Annotated in this window: 19 protein-coding genes and 2 pseudogenes; 1 reads left to right on the top strand and 20 read right to left on the bottom strand. The window is 49.4% G+C overall.

What is annotated here, in order from left to right:
• Positions 1-151 precede the first annotated feature (151 nt).
• The 4 genes and pseudogenes from H6G96_RS22260 to H6G96_RS22245 all read right to left on the bottom strand — a co-directional run.
• A pseudogene (locus H6G96_RS22260) lies at positions 152-286 on the bottom strand (DUF1345 domain-containing protein); the annotation flags it as partial.
• A 302-nt stretch (positions 287-588) separates the two neighbouring features.
• The gene (locus tag H6G96_RS22255) at positions 589-978 is read right to left on the bottom strand and encodes a DUF1499 domain-containing protein (protein WP_190913469.1); all 390 of its coding nucleotides are present in this window, start codon (positions 976-978) and stop codon (positions 589-591) included.
• Positions 979-1,351: 373 nt separating this feature from the next.
• On the bottom strand, positions 1,352-2,734 hold the full coding sequence (gene hemN, locus H6G96_RS22250) for an oxygen-independent coproporphyrinogen III oxidase (RefSeq protein ID WP_190913468.1): 1,383 nt from the start codon (positions 2,732-2,734) through the stop codon (positions 1,352-1,354).
• Between the two features lie 78 nt (positions 2,735-2,812).
• A complete protein-coding gene (locus H6G96_RS22245; protein ID WP_190913467.1) occupies positions 2,813-3,490 on the bottom strand; it encodes a heme oxygenase (biliverdin-producing) in 678 nt (225 codons plus the stop codon).
• Positions 3,491-3,911: 421 nt separating this feature from the next.
• On the opposite strand from H6G96_RS22245, the gene acsF reads away from it, so the two are divergent.
• The gene (gene acsF / locus H6G96_RS22240) at positions 3,912-4,988 is read left to right on the top strand and encodes a magnesium-protoporphyrin IX monomethyl ester (oxidative) cyclase (protein WP_190913466.1); all 1,077 of its coding nucleotides are present in this window, start codon (positions 3,912-3,914) and stop codon (positions 4,986-4,988) included.
• Between the two features lie 187 nt (positions 4,989-5,175).
• Here acsF and H6G96_RS41520 read toward each other — a convergent pair whose 3' ends face one another.
• The 16 genes and pseudogenes from H6G96_RS41520 to H6G96_RS22160 all read right to left on the bottom strand — a co-directional run bounded on the left by H6G96_RS41520 (position 5,176) and on the right by H6G96_RS22160 (position 19,570).
• Complete coding sequence (locus tag H6G96_RS41520) at positions 5,176-5,400, bottom strand: GMC family oxidoreductase N-terminal domain-containing protein (RefSeq protein WP_242063363.1); 225 nt, start codon at positions 5,398-5,400, stop codon at positions 5,176-5,178.
• Between the two features lie 143 nt (positions 5,401-5,543).
• Entirely contained in the window at positions 5,544-6,923 is a 1,380-nt protein-coding gene (locus tag H6G96_RS22230) for an epoxide hydrolase family protein (RefSeq protein ID WP_190913465.1), read from the bottom strand.
• A 53-nt stretch (positions 6,924-6,976) separates the two neighbouring features.
• Positions 6,977-8,029 (bottom strand): alpha/beta hydrolase, encoded by a 1,053-nt coding sequence (locus H6G96_RS22225; protein ID WP_190913464.1) that lies wholly within the window; start codon positions 8,027-8,029, stop codon positions 6,977-6,979.
• Positions 8,030-8,273: 244 nt separating this feature from the next.
• A complete protein-coding gene (locus H6G96_RS22220; RefSeq protein WP_190913463.1) occupies positions 8,274-8,870 on the bottom strand; it encodes a redoxin domain-containing protein in 597 nt (198 codons plus the stop codon).
• A gap of 60 nt (positions 8,871-8,930) precedes the next feature.
• The gene (locus H6G96_RS22215; RefSeq protein WP_242063362.1) at positions 8,931-9,866 is read right to left on the bottom strand and encodes an NmrA family NAD(P)-binding protein; all 936 of its coding nucleotides are present in this window, start codon (positions 9,864-9,866) and stop codon (positions 8,931-8,933) included.
• Positions 9,867-9,926: 60 nt separating this feature from the next.
• Entirely contained in the window at positions 9,927-11,018 is a 1,092-nt protein-coding gene (locus H6G96_RS22210; RefSeq protein ID WP_199339699.1) for a thioredoxin family protein, read from the bottom strand.
• Between the two features lie 43 nt (positions 11,019-11,061).
• Positions 11,062-12,057: a carbon-nitrogen hydrolase family protein gene (locus H6G96_RS22205; protein WP_190913462.1), complete on the bottom strand. Its 996-nt coding sequence runs from the start codon at positions 12,055-12,057 to the stop codon at positions 11,062-11,064.
• A gap of 196 nt (positions 12,058-12,253) precedes the next feature.
• Entirely contained in the window at positions 12,254-12,838 is a 585-nt protein-coding gene (locus H6G96_RS22200; RefSeq protein WP_199339697.1) for a DUF6130 family protein, read from the bottom strand.
• A 239-nt stretch (positions 12,839-13,077) separates the two neighbouring features.
• Positions 13,078-13,767 carry a VOC family protein gene (locus tag H6G96_RS22195; protein ID WP_190913461.1) on the bottom strand — a complete coding sequence of 230 codons (690 nt, stop codon included), beginning with the start codon at positions 13,765-13,767 and terminating at the stop codon, positions 13,078-13,080.
• A gap of 141 nt (positions 13,768-13,908) precedes the next feature.
• The gene (locus H6G96_RS22190) at positions 13,909-15,606 is read right to left on the bottom strand and encodes a GMC family oxidoreductase N-terminal domain-containing protein (protein ID WP_190913460.1); all 1,698 of its coding nucleotides are present in this window, start codon (positions 15,604-15,606) and stop codon (positions 13,909-13,911) included.
• 185 nt (positions 15,607-15,791) lie between these two features.
• Positions 15,792-15,959 (bottom strand): annotated as a pseudogene (locus H6G96_RS22185) (glycosyl transferase family 1); the annotation flags it as partial.
• Positions 15,960-16,032: 73 nt separating this feature from the next.
• Positions 16,033-17,112 carry a nitronate monooxygenase family protein gene (locus H6G96_RS22180; protein ID WP_190913459.1) on the bottom strand — a complete coding sequence of 360 codons (1,080 nt, stop codon included), beginning with the start codon at positions 17,110-17,112 and terminating at the stop codon, positions 16,033-16,035.
• Between the two features lie 66 nt (positions 17,113-17,178).
• Positions 17,179-17,589: an NIPSNAP family protein gene (locus tag H6G96_RS22175; RefSeq protein ID WP_199339695.1), complete on the bottom strand. Its 411-nt coding sequence runs from the start codon at positions 17,587-17,589 to the stop codon at positions 17,179-17,181.
• Positions 17,590-17,675: 86 nt separating this feature from the next.
• Positions 17,676-18,386, bottom strand: coding sequence for an SDR family oxidoreductase (locus H6G96_RS22170; protein ID WP_190913458.1), 711 nt, complete (start codon positions 18,384-18,386; stop codon positions 17,676-17,678).
• A 59-nt stretch (positions 18,387-18,445) separates the two neighbouring features.
• Positions 18,446-19,300, bottom strand: a complete 855-nt coding sequence (locus tag H6G96_RS22165; RefSeq protein ID WP_190913457.1) for an oxidoreductase — start codon at positions 19,298-19,300, stop codon at positions 18,446-18,448.
• 132 nt (positions 19,301-19,432) lie between these two features.
• Positions 19,433-19,570: a hypothetical protein gene (locus H6G96_RS22160; RefSeq protein WP_190913456.1), complete on the bottom strand. Its 138-nt coding sequence runs from the start codon at positions 19,568-19,570 to the stop codon at positions 19,433-19,435.
• Between the last annotated feature and the right edge of the window lie 58 nt (positions 19,571-19,628).

Genomic DNA, 19,628 nt, shown 5'->3' with positions numbered 1-19,628 from the left:
CTTACTCCAATTATTTCAACTTATAGTTCATGTTAAAAAACTGGCAATATAATTTCCTCTTTCTGGAAGTAGAGAAGTAAATAATCATACTTTTGGCTGAGTCAAGCAAATTTTAAATCAGCGGTACAACTATTTATATTGATACTCATAGCTAAAAGGGTATATTGAAAAAGAAGCATAATATGCTATGTAATCGAGTCAAGCGCCTCACCTTGTGGGATGTCGTCTGCACATCTGAAACTTGACTGGTCATGCCAATTACAAATGAATAATATAAACATTGGCAATAGTCTGGATGTTAGTAAGCAATCAAATGCTTCCCCACTAAATGAACCTTAAGCTTAATACAATAAGCTATTATGCCTTTAAATTACACAATAACTCATCAGGCTGTTGACTGCTGAGAGTCAACAGTCAGAAGTCAATAGTCAACACAGAAAAATGTGCAACATTAGATAGACGATAGCTTACCATTTAGTTAATGGGTGTTAACCATTGGTTATTATTCGACCAAAAAGCAAACCTTTGAAACTGTGTTTCTAAGAAGCAAGAATTTCCCACTAACCGCAAAGCGGTTAGCGGGAAATGTCAATTTAATTTGCCTCTGATCGTCTCTATCCGTTGACGATTTACACCTAAATCACTCTGGCCTAAACGTGAAGCTGAACGTACTTGGATTACATTAGCATTCCGATCTAGATAGAATTCTACATCATCCACAAATCCCAACAAGGCACTTTTAAATTCTGCATATAAATAATCTTGGCTTTCGCTAATGATTTTGGTTCTTGGTAAGGACTGAATAATCTCTTTAAGATTAGCGATTGCTTCTTCTGGGGTAGATGTAAAAGTCAGTGGTGCAATTTTGTGGGTTTCATCTGTACTTTGACTAGAAACGCAATTAGGAGAATTAGGGCAGGGTGCTAATTTACCGTTGCTGATACCTAAATTATTTGGTCGTTTGCCAGCAAAAACCATAATTATGTCTTTGGATAAGTTAATAGTATACTCTCATACATTTGTTTGAATCACTGTAATACTCGCATCTTCTGACAAATGACAAATTCATAATACTTACCCCGCATTTCTCACAAAACGGTAGGGGCGGGTTCACGAGATATTCGTGAACCCGCCCCTAAAGTCTCTAGACTTGGGTTTCATAAATTTGGTGAGAAATCCAGGTTACGCAGGAGAGATCCCCCAACCTGTAATAGATAGCTTTTTAAAGGGGGTTAGGGGATCTTCCGCAAATATCACTGGCACTAAGGGTACTGAGAAACTACATCCCCTTACCGTTATTTTTAAAGTAGATTAAGGGACTAATATGTAACAAAAATTTGCCAAACTGATATCAAATGGCGCGGGAAAATTTTGTCTCTCGCATTCTTGTGTGAGTATCAAATATGACAGCAGTATTTCTTACTAGTAATCTACCGATATCTGTAATCTGGATCTGGCTATTTGATAAAGTAACTAAACCATCGGTTTCTAGTGGCTTTAACGCCTCTAGTTCCTCAAAGAAATATTCATCAAAATTGATATCATATTTGTTTTCAATGTCTTGCTTATGCAATTGAAAGTGAGACATAATCCCCATAATTACATCCCGTCTGATGATGTCATTTTGAGTAAGCTTGATACCTTTGCTAACAGGTAAAGCACCTGTTGCAATTGTGTTATAATAATCTTTTAATTCCTTGTGGTTTTGAGCATAAGCATCTTCTAGCATACTGATGGATGTAGAACCAAAACCAAACAGTTCCGTCTCGGCGTGGGTAGTGTAGCCCTGGAAATTGCGTTTTAGAGTACCATTGCGTTGAGCGATCGCTAGTTCATCATTAGTTTTAGCAAAATGATCCATCCCAATAAATAGATATTGGTTATTCGTTAATTCTTCAATGGTCATTTTCAGAATTTCTAACTTTTCCTCTGCTGGGGGTAGCGCCTCTTGAGGAATATTTTTTTGTGTAGGTTTAATCCACGGTATATATGCAAAGTTAAAGACAACAATTCGATCAGGATCTAACTCAACAGTCTTTTTCAACGTCTCCCGAAATGTTTCGCGGGTTTGATAAGGTAAACCGTAAATAAGGTCTACATTCACACTTTCAAACTTAGCTTCTTTAACCCAACTCATGACATCAAATAGCATTTCTTCTGGTTGAACACGATTTATGGCTACTTGAACTTGGCTATTAAAATCTTGAATACCAAAACTAATCCGGTTAAATCCAATTTCTCTCAGAAAGAAAATGTAATTTTTATCAATATAGCGAGGATTAATCTCAATTGAGATTTCTGCTTGTAGATCGATGTTGAAATGACGATTAATGTTTTTCCATAAAAATTCTATTTGGTCACGATCCAAGTAATTAGGAGTACCGCCTCCCCAGTGGATTTGTAGCACTTTTCTGTCTGGATCAATTAAAGCTGCGGTGTTTTTAATGTCTTGAGCCAAAGACTCCACATAAGGTTTAGCAATATTCTTGTTGTTGGAAATTACCGTGTTACAGCCGCAGAAATAGCAAGCACTTTGGCAAAAGGGGATATGGAAATATAGACTCATAGGAGTTCTGCGTTGATTCGAGGCTGCGATCGCGGCCTTAAAATCAGTTTCAGTAAATGTTTCGCTCAACTCTGTAGCAGGCGGGTAACTGGTGTATCTAGGTGCGCGAGTGTCGTACTTTTGAATCAAATCCAGATCAAACTTGACACCAGGTAATAGAAAAACCATTGAGTTGCTTTCCAGTGAATGAGGGGAGTAGGGAGTGGGGAGTGGGGGAGCAGGGGGAGAATGACAAATGACAAATGACTAATTAGTTAGGCTATTAAACATAACTTGACCGAGTGCTTTAATTAAACTTCCTTCTAACTCTTGAGCCATCTGCAAATTGAACCCAAAGGCATTATTAGCTTCTGCAACAATCCGTTCTGCTGTTATATCATCAATGGGTAATGCATTTAATGCCTGACGATACTTATCCTTAAATGCCTTTTTGTCAGGAATTTGCTCAAAATTATAAAAGGATGTGCCTTCATAGTCAGAAAGCTTCAGGGTTGACTGAGCAACTTTTTGTAGCATTTGACCCCCAGAAAGATCGCCCATGTAGCGAGTGTAGGCATGACCTAGCAATAAAGCTGGTTCACTAACAGAAATTTCCCGAATGCGGTCAATGTACTTTTGGGTAGCGGGTGAGGGTATAATTTGCTCTTTCCAATTATCCCCATAGTAAAACACCATGTCTTTTTCGAGCGAAGATTGGCGATTAAGTTCGGGGAAGTAAACCGTACTAATCACAGGATGCTCTACATGGCTCTTTAATGCCGCTTCTAGTTCGCTGTAGACGTAATACAAGTTGCTTAAGAACTTGGCGAAGCAGTCTCTATCCACAACTCCTTTCAGAAAACATTTCATGAATCCCACATTTTCTGCTGAGGTGTGGGCTTGTTGAGTTCCAGAGCGCAGTTTGATGGCTAGATTACTACTCATTGTTGCTTCCTTTATGTTCAAGGGCAAGGTTTCTGGGCAGTCACCGACTCAAGATGCCTGCCAGTGCCAGCTAAAAAATTGTTATTCTAGGTTTAGAGAGGATCTGCATCACTCTATCTGGCAAGTACCACTGCCGATGTCGATCCAAACTATTTTTATTTCTCCTAAGATTATTTAACTATTAATTTATATATAACTATAAAGATATTAGTATTTATTTATATTTTTCTGATTTTCACCCTTAGACATATCTTAGTTGAGTAGTAACAAAACTGATTGGGGAATAGGCATTTAAACTCTGTTGAAACAACGGGTAATAAGTTTATTTCTCACAATTTACTCTCAATAATTTAACTGATGTCTACAAACAGCTATTTATGCTTATATAACTTTTAAAGGATGAAATAATCAAAGGATTCTTATGGTTAAGTCTCTGGAAACTTCCCAACCTGAGTTGCTAAAACCAGGTGTAAAAGCGCCTGTTCAAGAAACATTATTAACACCCCGATTTTATACCACTGACTTTGAAGCTGCGGCGCAATTGGATATTTCGTCCCAGGAGGCTGAGTTACTGGCAATTGTAGAGGAGTTACGAGCAGACTATAACCGTCATCACTTTGTCCGTGATGAAGAATTTCAGCAGTGTTGGGATCACATTGATGGGGAAACACGCGTTGCCTTTATTGACTTTTTGGAACGTTCCTGTACCTCAGAGTTTTCTGGGTTTCTGCTGTTTAAAGAGTTATCACGCCGTCTGAAAAACCGCAATCCGATTTTGGCGGATGCTTTTAATTTTATGGCGCGAGATGAAGCACGCCATGCGGGATTTTTGAATAAGTCAATGGCAGATTTTAATCTTTCCCTCGACTTAAGTTATTTAACCAAAAATCGCACTTATACCTTCTTTCCGCCAGAGTGGATTATTTACACAGTCTACCTGTCTGAGAAAATTGGCTACTGGCGTTATATCTTGGTGTATCGCCACATGGAAAAACATCCAGAACACCAAATTTATCCTTTGTTTCGTAAGTTTGAAAGTTGGTGTCAGGATGAAAATCGACATGGAGACTTTTTTAAAGCACTGCTGCGATCGCAGCCTCAACTATGGAACAATTGGAGAGCTAGATTATGGGTGCGTTTCTTTTTGCTAAGTGTTTTTGCTACTCACACATTAACAGTATTTGAACGCGCCACGTTTTATCAATCCATTGGGATAGATCCGCGCGAATATAATACCAGAGTTATTCAAGAGACGAATAACACTGCTGCACGGGCATTTCCCCTGATTTTGAATGCAAATCATCCAGAGTTTTTCCGGCGGTTGGAAAAGTGTTCTGACCTTAATTTGAAACTAACAGAGATTAACAATAGCAATCGCTCACCAGTTGTCAAATTCTGCCAAAAATTGCCCTTGATAGCTTCCATTATTGGGCATCTATTGCAGACTTACCTAATCAAACCCGTTGATGCTGAATCATTGAGAGAGACAGTTCATTAACTGGTAACTGCACATATCAACTGAATCTACAAGTCTTCTTTGGGAATCTCTTAACTCGAATATAACCCAATACGGTTTGTACATCTTTAGCGTTGGCATGATGAATCATGAAATTAATCGCACTGCTGCCCCTCAAGATATTGCCACAAAGACAAAAGATTTTGCGCTCGTTGAGGTAGGGTTCCGGTTAGGAGAAGTAGCTCCATTCCACCTCAGAGCCTAGTAAGCTTGAATGCTCTGACGGAATTTGAATTTCTGGTTTCGTATCTGGATTACCCGCTTCGAGGAGTAACACGGTTGTTTCACTGTCTTCTATAAGACGGTTGGCGATCGCGCAGCTAGCCGCCCCTGCACCAATTACGATGTAATTAGGAAACTCCAAAAAATAAATTATCCCAATTTCTGGATTCAATACGACTGTTCCTCCCCCAGCTAAGAACTCCCTGCTCCCTTGCCCTAAACGCGGTCGGATATTTTTTTAGTTGGAAGTCCCTTATATTGAGTCATCCGATTCTCACTGTCTGCTGTTTGTCGTGTGAATCGATTGGTCTTCAGCTAACGCAGTGACCCGAACGCCGCGCGGATCTCCTCAGAGAAGAGCTGCGGCTGCTCCCACGCCGCGAAGTGACCGCCCTTGTCGACCTCATGGAAGTAGCTCAGGTTGCGATAGGCGCGCCGAGCCCACGTTTCTGGAGCTCGATATATCTCCCCCGGAAATACTGTGATGGCCACCGGGAGCAAGATATCGGCGGTCTTCTGCGCGACCGCGTTCAAGATGCTGTTGTTGTTCTCCCAGTAGAGCCGAGCTGACGAGACGGCGCTGTTTGTCAGCCAGTACAGCGTGATGTCGTCCAGCACCTCGTCTTTCGTCGGGGACTTTTCGGAATCGCTGTTGCTGCTTGTCCATTGCGCGAAACCTGGATGTCCGAGCATCCACGCCGCGAGTCCGGTCGGCGAGTCCGTCAGTCCATACCCCACCGTCTGCGGTCGCGTACCCATTATCACGGCGTAGGCTCGTTCCTTCTTATTGAACTTGTCGAGTGAGTCGAACGCCGCGCGTTCCTTCTCGGAGAGTCCCGTTGGCGCGGACCCGCCGTCGGCGAGTACCGAGGCCACCTCTGGCGGTATCGTCGCCGGCAAGTTGATGTGGATGCCGAGTAATCCTGCCGATGCCTGGCGCGCCATTGCGCTAGAAATAGGGGATCCCCAGTCGCCGCCTTGGGCGACGTAGCGGGTGTAGCCGAGGCGTTTCATCAGCTCGGCCCAGGCCCGTGCGATGTGGTCGGGGTTCCAACCTGTGCCCGTCGGCTTGCCGGAGAAGCCGTAGCCGGGAATTGACGGGATAACTAGGTCGAAGGCATCCTCCGGGCGGCCCCCGTAGGTCGTCGGGTCGGTCAGAGGGCCGATGATCTTTAGCTGTTCAAATACCGATCCAGGCCATCCGTGCGTGACGATCAACGGCAAAGCGTGAGGATTTTTGGAGCGGACGTGGATAAAGTGAATGTCCAATCCGTCGATGTTCGTTACAAACTGCGGCAAAGCATTCAGCTTCGCCTCGGCTTTGCGCCAGTCGTACTTCGTTCCCCAGTAACGGACAAGTTCCTTCATTGTCGCCAGTTGCACGCCCTGCGACTGGTCGGCAACAGTCTCCTTATCAGGCCAGCGGGTCGCCGCAATGCGCCTGCGGAGATTGACGATCGCCTCTTGCGGGACGTGGACGCGAAAGGGACGGATGGCGTTGTCTTCGGTCGCGCTCGCCTTGCCCGCGACCTGGGTTTGTGCGCCGGTTTGGGCGAATTGCTGTGCAAGCAGGCGAGCGGACGGTGTCAGAAACACCGTTGCCGCCAAGAGCGCGACAAGGAGTCGCCAGAGCAGGACGAAGGTACCTGCGGTGCGGGTTTTGGTTTTGTAGTGTACTTTTTTCAGTTTGGTCATAGTGTTTTCTCTTTGCTGCAAATTGTCCGTTTCACAACTTAGGCTAAACCCAATCAGTAACCGTCAACTTCGACGACGGCCTTAGCAAACTCCCGCGGTGCTTCTTGGGGCAGGTTATGACCGACACCGCCCTTGATGATCCGATGTGCGTATTTACCCAAGAATTTCCTTGCGTAGGAACTGGCATCTGGGTGCGGCGCACCGTTGGCATCACCTTCAAGAGTGATGGTGGGTACGGCGATCGCGGGGGCTTTGACGAGTCGCTTCTCAAGATTGTCGTACTTCAAATCCCCTTTGGCTAAGCCGAGCCGCCAGCGATAGTTATGGATGACGATACCGACGTGATCCGGATTGTTAAAGGATGCAGCACTACGCTCAAACGTCGCGTCATCGAAGTGCCATTGCGGCGAAGCGAGCTGCCAGATGAGCTTGTTAAAGTCATGCCGATATTTTTCGTAGCCGTCGCGCCCCCGCTCCGTCGCGAAATAAAATTGATACCACCATTCGAGTTCGGCCTGCGGCGGCAGAGGTGTCTTGTTAGCTTCAGGGCTGCCGATCAAATAACCACTCACGGAGACGAGTGCCTTGCAGCGTTCCGGCCAGAGTGCCGCGATAATGTTGGCTGTTCGCGCCCCCCAATCATAACCAGCGAGAATCGCCTTCTCGATCTTGAGCGCATCCATCAGTGCGATAATATCGACAGCGATCGCTGACTGCTGACCATTGCGGAACGTCTCGCTCGAAAGAAAGCGCGTCATGCCATAGCCGCGCAGATACGGGACGATCACCCGGTACCCCGCCGATGCCAACAACGGGGCGACATCGACATAGCTGTGAATGTCGTAGGGCCATCCATGTAGGAGAATTACCGGACGGACATTCGCGCTACCAGCTTCAGCGTATCCGACATTCAGCACACCGGCATCGATCTGCTTTAGTGAGCTGAACGACGTGTTTGTCCCTGGCTTAGTCATGGACAGAACTGCTGGTTTTGTTTTGCTCGACTGTGCGATGGTAGAACCGAATATGCCTAGCTGTGTAGTAGCAATGGTCATAGCCGCAGTACCCAAAAAGCGGCGGCGCTGATAGTTGATTTTTTCAGACATTTATCTTCTTCCAATTGGATTCAACTCAACTTGCTTATCTTCCGACGACAAAATTCTATGCAGGATATTCCACCAGAGAGTCCAGCCCATAGAAACAGCAGATTGCCCGTCTGCATAGCTTCCACATCAGCACCGAACGACTCAGGTAGCACCGGAAGCTTGATGCCAATTGCTTACAACTGCTGCTCGGCGCTGAACGTCCCAGAGCTTTCGCGGGTTGCCATCTGCTCTTTCAAATCCATTTCTAATCCTGTTCGCCGAACGTTTGCGCGTAGGTTTTGCCGTACGGGTAGAAGAGTTCTTTGCGTCCTTCCTGCCATGCTGCTTTCAGTTCAGGTGTTGTGATGTCCCAGTCCGGTCGGCATTTCCTGAGAACAGCGTGCAGATCCTGGCGAAGATTTTCTAGAGTGGGTCGCCCGAAAAACCAGTAACCCATGTAGATTTTATAAATGACCAGACCCGGTTCCAGGACAATCGTGTAGGGGATCATGGGATTGTGGAGAGGGTCAGTGTATTCGGCGATGTCGAGGTCTTTTTGGATTCTGCGTCCCGCATCAGAGAGGAAAGGCCAGTGGGCCCCGACACCACTGCGATATTCATTCGTCTCGGTGATGTTGTCGGTGCTAATCGTGACCAGGCGGCAATAGCCGACCTCAAGCTCACGATGGAGTTGAACCAGCCCTTCAGCCTGTCGGCGATCCTTGGGGCAGTACCCTCCGCGGCTAAGGACGATAATCATCGGATGTTGACCTTGCAGATCGGAGAGCTTCCGGCGTTTCGCAGTATGGTCGGGCAGTTCGTAGTCGGGGAAGACCGCCCCTGGAACAATGTCAGATCGCATTTGAAATCCTTCTTTCTTGTTGAAATTGACAACCTCAGCATAAGGAACCGACAAAGCCCCTCAAGCCGTGGCTTTACTGGGCGTGAATTCAGCGGCGTGCAATTTCACGAAGTCGTACATGCTCGTCGGCATTTTGTCGGTAAGCTTGAACAGGTCATCCGTCATGCGGTCATACCGCCCCTGCGCGTGAAGTTCAGCCATCACTGCGAGGTGGTTGACGAGGTGCATCGGCACCCCAAACTTACGAAGCGTATTAACCCACTCGGAGAGCGGCACGTTACGATAGCGGATCGTTCGGCCGAGTGCCTGGGAAAAGACGCGTGCGTAGTGTTCCAAATCGGCTGACTCAAATCCGGTCAGGTTGTAAACATGACCAATGTGCGAGGCAGGATCGTCGAGGATCACGGAAACGGCGTGCGCCACATCAACAGCCGATATCGGAGAGGTCTTGCTGTTACCCAGGGGCAACGCCAGTTCATCGCTGTCCCGGATGCTAGCAGCGGCGAGACGCAGGAAGAAGCCCTCAAGGAAGACTGTCGGCCGCACCGTAACGACCGGCAGCCCCGACCACGCCAATGCCTGTTCTGCAAGCCAATGCAGCTTGTGCTGCGGGCTTGGGGTAGTCTCGGTGATGCTCATCTGCGTTACCGTCATCTGCGATATGTTCACGAAGGCTTCAACCCCGTGGTGGCGCGCCACCGCAGCAGTGTTGACCGTGGCTTCGAGATAAGCCGCCGAGACCGACATTCCGAAATAGATGCGCGCAACCCCTGCGATCGCGCGGTGCATTGAGGTAAGGTCGGTCAGATCGCCCTGCACAACCTCGGCACCAAGCTGGCGCAGGCCAAGAGCGCGTTCATCCTCCCGTCGTACCAAAGCACGCACCTTATGCCCTTTAGCGAGCAGCATTGCGGTGAGGTGGCGGCCGATCGCACCGAGATCGCCAGCCGCTCCGGTCACGAGGATTGGGCTGTCATGTGTGGATTTCATCGTCATATCATTTACCTTGCGTTCACTTTCTTGTCCCTTGTTGCGAAGGCGTATCTGTTTGCGTTATCAGCCGAACGTGAATGCAAAAGCCTCTACCCCAGAATCCAGAAACTCGATCTCGAACTGTTGATCAGTGATGGGCTTCGGCTGTCGAACCAGTTGGTACAACCGCTGTTCGGTAGCTGTTCCTTCGCCTCGCACATCGACATCAAGTCCGTGAGCTGCAACTACCGGCTGCCCGTCTACAAGCACGCGAAACCGCACGGACGTTCCTGGCTCGGACGGCCCCATGACGAGATGAAGGTCGCGTGCGTGGAAGCGGTACGCAATCCGCCCGCCGGACTTGTTCAGTACAATGGCTTGTTTTCCGATTGTCCAATCGCCCGAAAGTGCCCATTGATTAAGTTTCAATTGCGCGGGGACGGTATATAAATGAGGCTTGTTTAACACCGCGCTGTCGGGGGATGCAAAATTCTCCGTTCTTTCGTAGCCAAGGTAGTTTTCAGGCGATTTCAGGCTGTTCCAATCGGCGGCAGCCTCAAAACCGTGAGCATCGACTTTGACTATTTCCTGACCAACACGGCCAGTTCCGGACTCAGACAGTAGCTGTTGAATGACCCTTTCCGATTGCTCGTACTCGCCCTCGCCGAATTCGTGATGACGAATGCGTCCTTGCGTGTCTATAAAATAAAGGGCCGGCCAATAATGGTTCCCGAAAGCACGCCATACCGCATAATCGTTATCCACGGCGATCGGATAATCAATTTTCATTTCTGTTGAGGCTCGGCGGACATTATCGACATTCTTCTCGAATTCAAACTCTGGCGTATGTATACCAATTACTACTAGTCCCTGATCCTGATACTTCTCGGCCCACGCGCGAACATAAGGGAGTTGGCGTAGCCAATTGATGCAGGTATAAGTCCAGAAGTTGATCAGCACGACTTTTCCACGGAGTTCGTCAACTGTTAATGGCTGTGAATTGAGCCACGCGATCGCGCCGGCAAGAGACGGTAGTTCGCCTTCAATCGGTAACTCAGTCGTTGCTGACGTAGCATATTGTGTGGTGCAGCCGATTATGCCAAGCTGAGTGGCAGCAATAGTTTTAAGCATGGTTGTTAAGACGTAGCGGCGATTATGATTGATTTTTTTGGACACGTGCTGGCCTTCCTGTAGTTGCGTTCCGATAGGTACGGTAGCATTAGAGAACCTCGACGGTTCTCTCCTCATCAACGGCTGCGCGCGCGACATCAGACTTGGGGTGTGCGATGCGCTCATGGACGGGCGACGTGGGTGTCCGATCAATCAGTAAACTGAGCAGTTCAGGGCGGCTGTAATGACCGCGCGTGTCTATAAGCCGCTTGCGGGCATCGATCTGAGCAAAGTCAAGCTCGGCAATTACTTCACCTTCGCCAGCTTTGAGCGGCTCACCGATGATCCGTCCGTCGGGACTGACAATGGCCGTAAAGCAGCCACCCGAAATCGGCTCGATCGCACAACCCGTATCCTGCATAATCTGAGTCTGCTGATCGGCATTCAGCCACGCAGTTGCACAGACGACAAAGCAGGCGGATTCGAGGGCGTGCTGGCGCACGTTAATTTCTGCTTGCTCCGCGAACAGTGGACCGACGAACGATCCGGGATACATCGCTGAGTGGATTTGCTCACCATCGGCGATCAGGGCGTAACGTGCCAAAGGATTGTTATGCTCAAAGCACGCAAGTTGTCCGATGCGCCCAACCGCACTATCGATGGCGCGCAGTCCTGAGCCGTCACCCTGACCCCAAAGTATCCGCTCGTTATAAGTCGGCGTAAGCTTGCGGCGGCGCTGGATCAGCGTACCGTCTGCGTCGAAGAGAAGTTGCGTATTGTAGATAGAGCCACCGTCGCGCTCATTGACACCGATAGAAACAACCATATTTGCTTCTTTCGCGGCTTCGGCGATCGCCTGGGTTTCCATAGACGGCACTCTAACCGACTCTTCAAGCAACCGCAGATGTTCCTTTGCTAACGCGAATGGGGCTAACACGTATGAGAAGTAGGGATAATAGGGAATGATGGTTTCGGGGAAGGTTGCGAACTGAACGCCCTGTTGACCTAACTCTTGGATCTTTTTCACGACCTTCTCGACGGTACCCTGCCGACTGTACAGCACGGGGCTGATCTGCACGGCTGCTGCTTTAACGATCGTACTCATTGCGTCTTCCTTTCTCGTGCTGAGACTAGTTTCATTAATACCGATACCTCTTGGTGGGCGACTCGATTTACGCTGACAGCGAAGGTTTCTCACTTCTAGTGCTTTGGCCCGATCACTTGCTGTGCCGAAGCTGGAAGTAGGCTTGGCTTGCGTGCTTCTTCTACTCCGGCGAGATAGGCCGGGCATGAAGGCTCCGTTAGTGCGCGTGCGCGCTGTTGTGATCAGGTACGATGAACTTTAGCGTCACCACCTGTCCGGGGAAGACGTTGTGGTTAGGGTCAACCAACTCGATCTTCACCTTGTGCTGTCCGGGCGGCAACCCGGCTATGTCGATTGTGTTGTTGTCACTCGCATCCGCCCACCACCAGGGCAGGTCGTCGACGGTTATGTGCAGATGCCCGACCCGTGGAGATACCTGGACAGCACCCGCCCCGAACACGGGTACGATGCGTAAGTTCTCTACTCGGTACTGGGCCCAGAAGATGCCCTGGGCCAGCCCTTCAGGAAGCGGGGGATCTACGATCAGCTTGGGTGCGGGTTCGTTCTTGATCGCGACATACGGTGAAGCACCACGAATGTCCCTCGCGCTCTGGGCGGAGGGGCGGATTGCGTTTGGGTCAGTGGACTGCACGGTTCTAGGTTGAGGTGTGGCAGTCTCCTTTGGTTTTGTTTGGCTCGATTGTGCGTTCGTAGAACCGAATCGACTTAGCTGTGTAGTTGCAATGGTCATGGCTGCAATGCCCAAAAAACGGCGGCGTAGTGGGTTGATTTTTTCAGACATTGATCTTGCTCGAATTGGGTTTAACTGAGGTTACTTATGGTCTGCCCACATGATTCAGCTGTGATAGTGGGGCGAGTTTGGGTTTAAGTTCCGTCGCTCGCCCCATCGCTCAATGCAGCGAGGAAATGGCGATCGCTGCTAGCAACGTGTTACTGATGTTCTGCATGATAGGTGAGCTAGTTGCTCTCACCGATTAGCGTCGTCCAGAACTCGGCCTAGTGGATGCCATTGTGAGCGCATCATTTGGAAAGAACAGGCAAAATCTCTTCCATGTAACGGTCAGCGGCGGCGGCGGCCTCTTCTGGGCTACTGCCATTTTGACGCGCACTCAGGTAAGGCGCGTACCAGTCCCACCAGTTATGCTCGCCGTGAGTCTTCTCGTAATGGTCGTGGCGTTCTGCCGTCTCGTGAAGAAGGGTTGCAAGGGTTGCAATGTCCATGTCTCGTGCTGGCATGGAGTCCCACAGACGACCAGGAAACCGCGTTGTGATTTCCTGGAGCAGCCAAATGTTTCCGTCCGGGTCCTCAAACGAGGCAAATGAGAAGTAGGAACGACCTTCCGGGTCGCGTCCGCTGACGCGCGGGTTCTCCACGGCGTTGTTGAATGGTCCGCCAGTGTAATGAAATATCTCGCTAACGTTGACACCACGAGCGATCAAGTCTTCGCGGGCAGCGTCGAGGTCGTCAACGGCAAGGACTAGGTTTTGCACCGAGCCGGAATTGGCTGGAGTGACTCCCTTGCCGAAGATGATCGAGGCATCCGAGTGGGGTGGCGTTACATGCACGTTGCGGTAGCCGCCCTCCGCGATGTCAATATCGAGTCGCCAGCCGAGATTCTCGTAGAATGCCTTCGTGCGATCAACGTCGGAAACTGTGAACACCACAACTTCGAGCTTCATGTTTGGACTGTTTACTTGATTGCTACTCATCTTTTTTCTCCTTTGAATTGTGAGCTTGCTGCTCACCTCGATTAACTTCATTCTTCTGCAATCGCCCCATTCACACCACTCAAGTTCTTTGAGTTAACACGCGACTTAGATGTGCGTCTGCCAATGAAAAGCGCGGTGATTTTATGGCGCGCCTGAGACTGTTTTTACAGTGGTTTGCAGTTGGTGTTCGAGCTGTAGAATTTCCGCTGCCCGCTCCCCAACGATCACGCAGGGAGCCATCGTGTTGCCCGTGGTTACTCGCGGCAAAATCGATCCATCCGCAATCCGGAGATTGTCGATTCCATACACTTTCAGGTTGCTATCCACCACCGACAGGTCATCTCGACCCATCTTCGCGGTGCAGGTTTCGTGCCAGAAACTTGTCGCCGCATCTCGAACAAAGCGTTCGAGTTCGGCCCCTTTCAAATTACCTGGCATGACTTCACGCTTGACAAACGGACGAAGCAAAGCAGAGTTACCGACTTCGCGGCAGAGTTCTACGCAGGCGATCGCAGTTTTGAGATCATCCGGGTCAGACAGCGTGTTTGCATCAATCAGAATCGGGTCGGATGGATCGGCTCCCGTCAGGTGCAGACGACCTCGACTTTTGGGGTTTGCGATCGCCCCAAATAACGTCCAGCCTGCATCAGGTAGCCCAAAGCGGATGGCATTCTCAGCAGTGGTTTTTGGCACCTCGGCCTGACAGACAAATAAATCTGGACTATCAAGCCCGGACTGGCTGGTTGAGAAAAAGATTGCCTCGGACAAGTTGTTTCTGGGTTCGAGAGCGGTTTCATATTCCCAGACACAATCAAATGCAACGTGGTCTTGAAAATTTTGCCCCACACCGGGAAGGTGCTGCACGACAGGAATTCCAAATCGTCGCAACTCGGACTCATCGCCGATACCAGATTGCATAAGCACTTTTGGCGTATGGATTGCACCGAGCGACAGCACAACTTCGACTGCCGCACCAATGCGATAGATCGCATCACGATAAGCAATCTCCACGCCAGTCACCCGCTTGCCCTGGAACGTCAGCCGTGTGACCAGTGCATGACTAAGAACCGTCAGGTTTGGCCGATCCATATAAGGGAAAACGTAGGAGCGGAATATCGATTCGCGTTTGCCATTGCGGACTCGCACATCGCTGATAGAAGCACCCTTCGCCGCTTCCATCATGCGTCCGTTCGGATTTTCAAAAGTAGGAATACCCACCACCCGCGCTCCTTCGACTGTTGCGGGTGCAAGTGGGTTTGGCTCCGGCGCGGGCTGGACAAATACTGGCCCTCCCGTTCCGCGATACATTGGGTCTGGTACGCCATGCCAATCTTCCAGGCGGCGATAAATCTGCAAGACGGATTCATAATTCCATGCCGGATCGTTGGCAACGGATGCGAAGAAATCCCAATCATGCTTGTGTCCGCGTGCCCAAACCATAACGTTGATGCTCGATCCACCGCCGAGTGTCTTGCCCATAGAGAACGGAATCGAACGACCGTTCACATGTAGATTCGGCTGACCCTGGAAACTCCAGTCGCGATCGCTTCCCAGGTTCATCGGCCATTGATTCGCTTCCATGACATTTGGCACATCATCGCTGCCTCCAGCTTCAAGCAACAGAACGCTGACATCGGGATTCTCGGCAAGTCTGCGGGCAACCACCGAGCCAGAAGATCCAGATCCGCAAACAATAAAATCGTACTGGTGCCTTAACTGGGAGGTGATCTGGTGCTGGTTGCTGCGGACACGTTCGGCAAAAATATCACGGTTATCAGTGCCACGTTGATAGTTCTCACGTTCATCCTCAAAGGACTTGTTCTCAAAATTCGTCTTCATCGCGCCTACCTCGCTTTCAAAATCGAATTAACTCAGGTTGCTTATTGTCCGTTTCCCCTGCTTTGGGAGAACTTGAAGTTCTGCCTACGCCCGAGAATCATGTGGAGGGTAATCTCTTTTAGATTAGTGAGCTTGCTGTCCACCTCGGTTAACTTCAATTCTTCTGCGATCGCGAAGCGTGGTCTCTGCCCAATCGCCCGAAATTCCAATCCTGCTGCTAGTGTCGTAGCTTGGGCATCGAGAACTCCGAGAAAGGTAACGCGATGACCGCGCCGTTGCAGTTCACGACCTAATACGAACATTGGGTTGAGGTGACCCGTTACCGCTGGACAGACAATAGCAAAATGAGTCATATAGTTCTAAACCAGTTATCTTGATTTGCAAGCAGTTGTTCAGAGATAGAGTTTGGTTTGAACTGTTAACTTTTTACTTGAGTTGTAAAGAAGCAGTTACGGCAATAAATTCTTGTATGATTTTTTCGATCAGTTCACCTGCTGGGAGAGCTTCGGCTAATGCTGCTCCCTGTCCTGCCCACATACTGACAAAATCTGGACTTGATTGTTGAGCAGAAGTTTGATACAAAACCCGTCCTATAGACATCTGAGCCGGGAATGGCAGTACTTTATCCCTATTATTTTCCATTTCACGGATAAATCGATTTCGGATTGCTCTGGCGGGTTTGCCGGAAAATACTTCAGTAATAACCGTGTCTTCGTCCTTAGACTTGAGTACCGCCTGCCTATAGACTTCTGGGATATTGTTCTCAGGGCAGGCGAGAAAGGCGGTTCCCATCTGTACCCCGCTTGCCCCAAGTGCAAACGCAGCAACGATTCCTCGAGCATCCATGATTCCGCCCGCCGCAACGACCGGAACCGATACCGCATCGGCTATTTGCGGCACTAACGCTGCTGTTCCAATCAATCCGTGTTCATAAGGTACCGCAAAGGTGCCGCGATGACCTCCAGCTTCAAAGCCCTGGGCTATGATGACATCGACTCCTGCTTCGACGAGCGCTTTGGCTTCACGGACGGTCGTGGCGGTTGCTAATACAATTGAGCCGATCGCATGTATCTCACGAATTGCCTCAATTGGCGCAGGCCCAAAGTGGAAACTAAAAACAGGTATTTTCTCCTCAAGCAGGACAGTAAGTTGATCTAGAAATGGTCCTAGTATCGGTATTGGTTCGGGCACAGGTCCGGCATTTAATTCGTTATGCCATTTTGTTAATAGCTCAGACATCGGTGTTTGCTGCTCAGGCGTCAGTTGATACGCTTCAACGGCTGGGGCAAACAAATTCACGGCAAAGGGTTGGTCTGTCAGCTCTCGAATTTGCCTGATAATGGAGCGAAGTTTGGCTGGTGGGGTGGCCGCACCACCATACGAGCCAAGACCTCCTGCATTAGAAACAGCCGCAACCAACTCAGGTGTGGAAGCACCAACCATCGGAGCCTGAATGATTGGATGCCTGATCTTGAGCAAATCTATCAGTTCTGTTTTAGCCCACATAAGTATCTCCTACGCCTGCTAATAGAAGCAGCAAGATATATGTCTTTCAGTGATTGTCTGCATGATTCAGTTGTGACGGTGGAGGGGAGTCTGCATGCCAGATGCCACGGATTCAAGTTCCCTCACTCCCCCCACCGAGGAAAAGGCAGTCGCTGCCAGCAACTCGCTGCTGATGTTCTGCACAAGTTGACCGTCCTTCTCGGTTTCGGCCTTGATCGCGATCCATTCGGGGTCGGTGAGGAATGCACTCCAGCGCTCCTCGCGCTCAGTCATGCTGTTCCAGGCAAGCAGGTAGGTAAGCCGATTACTCTCGTTCGCGCCGATTAGCGTTGTCCAAAATCCTGCCTGGCGGATGCCATGCTTTTCCCAAATCTGTAATGTGTGGTTCTCGAAGCGCGAAAGCAGCGCTGGTAGTCGTCCGGGCATGGCATCATAAATACGTAATTCGTAGATCATACCTTTTTCGAGTGGGGTCATGGTATGCGCTCCTTGGTCAACAGGTTAGACGATCACGCAATTTTGCTTGAGAGCGTCAGAGTCATTTTTCTAATCGCAAGGCGATATCAGTGTCCCGCACTCTGACCACCATCTACATGAAGGATTTCGCCCGTCACAAAGTTAGCTGATTCGAGGTAGAGAATTGAATCAATGATGTCAGAGATTTCGCCCATACGATCAATTGGGTGCATGGCAGCGAGCTGTGCATGGGTATCGGCAGGGTGCATTGGCGTTTTGATGTTACCTAGCGCGATCGCGTTCACCCGGATACCGCGCTTGGCATACTCGATCGCCAGCGATCGGGTCGCGGCATTCAGTCCGCCTTTTGTGAGTGATGCAAGTACAGATGGTACGCCAGCGATCGGGTTGTCAACCAGGCTTGTCGATATCTGCACAACATGACCCCTCCCCTGCTTCTCCATCTGGGCGATCGCAAGTTGCGTCATGTGAAAGAAGCCAGTGACGTTTGTACCCAGGTAAGCCGCATAGTCAGCCTGGGTGTATTGGGTAAATGGTTTGGAGATGAAGATACCAGCATTGTTGATGAGCGTGTCGATGCGGCCAAAGCGGGACACGCCTTCGGAAATAGTACGCTCGGCGGTTTTGCGATCGGCAATGTCGCCAGGTACTGTGAGAATTGCATCATCGTTCGATGGCTCGATCGAGCGCGAGGTGGCGACTATCAGATAGTTGCGATCACGGTACGCCTTAACAAGAGCCGCGCCAATGCCCTGCGATGCGCCGGTAATAATAGCGACTTTCTGTTCGGTACCCATGATAAAACTCCTTTGGAAATACTGTGTGAATGTATGAATGTTACAAGTCAGGCAATGGCCTAAGCTGCGATGCGCTGGTCATGGTCGGTACTAGTCGCGACGGGCAGCCATGCTTCAATGTCCTGTGCCATTTTCGCGGCGCTGCTTCGGTACATCGCGATCGTGTCGTTGCCAACGGGCAAATGCAGCGGTGGATGGTCTGTATTAGCGAGTTGAATCATCACAGCCGCAAACTTTTTCGGATCACCGGGCTGGTTCCCATGTAGCGCATCGGCTCCGCTTCGCATCGGCCCTACTGTTGCCTGGTAATCGGCGATGATGGTTTTAGCGGCAACATAGGATTCAGTACTCAGGAAGTCGGTCGTAAAAAGACCGGGAGCCACTACGGTGACGTGGATGCCGAGCGGTGCCAGTTCAACCGCTAGCCCTTTTGAAAGACCTTCGACTGCAAATTTAGTAGACCCATACAATCCCCAGCCTGGAATTGCATCGTAGCCAAACAAAGACGAGATATTGATGATGTGTCCGGACTTTTGCTGGCGCAGGTACGGCAATACGGCACGAGTCACGTTGAGTAAACCAAATACGTTGGTGTCATACTGTTTGCGAACTTCGGCATCCGTGGCTTCTTCAATGGCAGTCACCATGCCATACCCGGCATTATTGACTAAGACATCGAGCCGACCGAAACGGTCAATGCCTTGCTTGACAGCCGCTTGTACCTGGTCTTCCTGGGTGACATCCATCTGCACAACGTAAAGATCCGGGTGGTTGTCCAGGGTAGCGGTGAGTTGTGCGGGCTGAGAGCGAACCGTTGCTACTACTTGGTCGCCTGCCGCTAGGGCTGCTCTGGCAATTTCTAACCCAAAGCCTCTGGAGGCTCCGGTAATAAACCATACTTTCTGCGTTTTCATCTTGTTCTCCTTTAGATTGGTGAAGCTCAATGCCCACCTCGATTAACTTCATTGTTCTGCGATCGCTCAATTTACACCACTCAAGTTAGTTGAGTTAAAACGCGACTTAATCATTCGGCTTGGCGGAAATTATCAGGAACTGAGCCGGAAGTCATTAGACCTGATATGCTTTAGGTGAGCTGCGTGATGAAGTAATTCTGGATTGTCCTCCTCACGCATATAAAGTTGAGTAATATCACCGTTGCCGATGATATTATCATCCCAATTCACTAGCTCTAAAGTGTCTCCGGCTCCAACTTCGGTAGTGTCGATACATAAAAATCTTTGT

This window comes from Nostoc sp. FACHB-892 (assembly GCF_014698795.1).
Classification (GTDB): domain Bacteria; phylum Cyanobacteriota; class Cyanobacteriia; order Cyanobacteriales; family Nostocaceae; genus Nostoc.
The sequence above is the reverse complement of the archived record's forward strand: the minus strand, read 5'-3'. Positions and strand labels throughout refer to the sequence as shown.

What these genes read in the sequence shown, in the direction of transcription:
- H6G96_RS22255 (WP_190913469.1), bottom strand. Translation starts at nt 978, where the DNA reads ATGGTTTTTGCTGGCAAACGACCAAATAATTTAGGTATCAGCAACGGT.
- hemN (WP_190913468.1), bottom strand. Translation starts at nt 2,734, where the DNA reads ATGGTTTTTCTATTACCTGGTGTCAAGTTTGATCTGGATTTGATTCAA.
- H6G96_RS22245 (WP_190913467.1), bottom strand. Translation starts at nt 3,490, where the DNA reads ATGAGTAGTAATCTAGCCATCAAACTGCGCTCTGGAACTCAACAAGCC.
- acsF (WP_190913466.1), top strand. Translation starts at nt 3,912, where the DNA reads ATGGTTAAGTCTCTGGAAACTTCCCAACCTGAGTTGCTAAAACCAGGT.
- H6G96_RS22230 (WP_190913465.1), bottom strand. Translation starts at nt 6,923, where the DNA reads ATGACCAAACTGAAAAAAGTACACTACAAAACCAAAACCCGCACCGCA.
- H6G96_RS22225 (WP_190913464.1), bottom strand. Translation starts at nt 8,029, where the DNA reads ATGTCTGAAAAAATCAACTATCAGCGCCGCCGCTTTTTGGGTACTGCG.
- H6G96_RS22220 (WP_190913463.1), bottom strand. Translation starts at nt 8,870, where the DNA reads ATGCGATCTGACATTGTTCCAGGGGCGGTCTTCCCCGACTACGAACTG.
- H6G96_RS22215 (WP_242063362.1), bottom strand. Translation starts at nt 9,866, where the DNA reads ATGACGATGAAATCCACACATGACAGCCCAATCCTCGTGACCGGAGCG.
- H6G96_RS22205 (WP_190913462.1), bottom strand. Translation starts at nt 12,057, where the DNA reads ATGAGTACGATCGTTAAAGCAGCAGCCGTGCAGATCAGCCCCGTGCTG.
- H6G96_RS22200 (WP_199339697.1), bottom strand. Translation starts at nt 12,838, where the DNA reads ATGTCTGAAAAAATCAACCCACTACGCCGCCGTTTTTTGGGCATTGCA.
- H6G96_RS22195 (WP_190913461.1), bottom strand. Translation starts at nt 13,767, where the DNA reads ATGAGTAGCAATCAAGTAAACAGTCCAAACATGAAGCTCGAAGTTGTG.
- H6G96_RS22190 (WP_190913460.1), bottom strand. Translation starts at nt 15,606, where the DNA reads ATGAAGACGAATTTTGAGAACAAGTCCTTTGAGGATGAACGTGAGAAC.
- H6G96_RS22180 (WP_190913459.1), bottom strand. Translation starts at nt 17,112, where the DNA reads ATGTGGGCTAAAACAGAACTGATAGATTTGCTCAAGATCAGGCATCCA.
- H6G96_RS22175 (WP_199339695.1), bottom strand. Translation starts at nt 17,589, where the DNA reads ATGACCCCACTCGAAAAAGGTATGATCTACGAATTACGTATTTATGAT.
- H6G96_RS22170 (WP_190913458.1), bottom strand. Translation starts at nt 18,386, where the DNA reads ATGGGTACCGAACAGAAAGTCGCTATTATTACCGGCGCATCGCAGGGC.
- H6G96_RS22165 (WP_190913457.1), bottom strand. Translation starts at nt 19,300, where the DNA reads ATGAAAACGCAGAAAGTATGGTTTATTACCGGAGCCTCCAGAGGCTTT.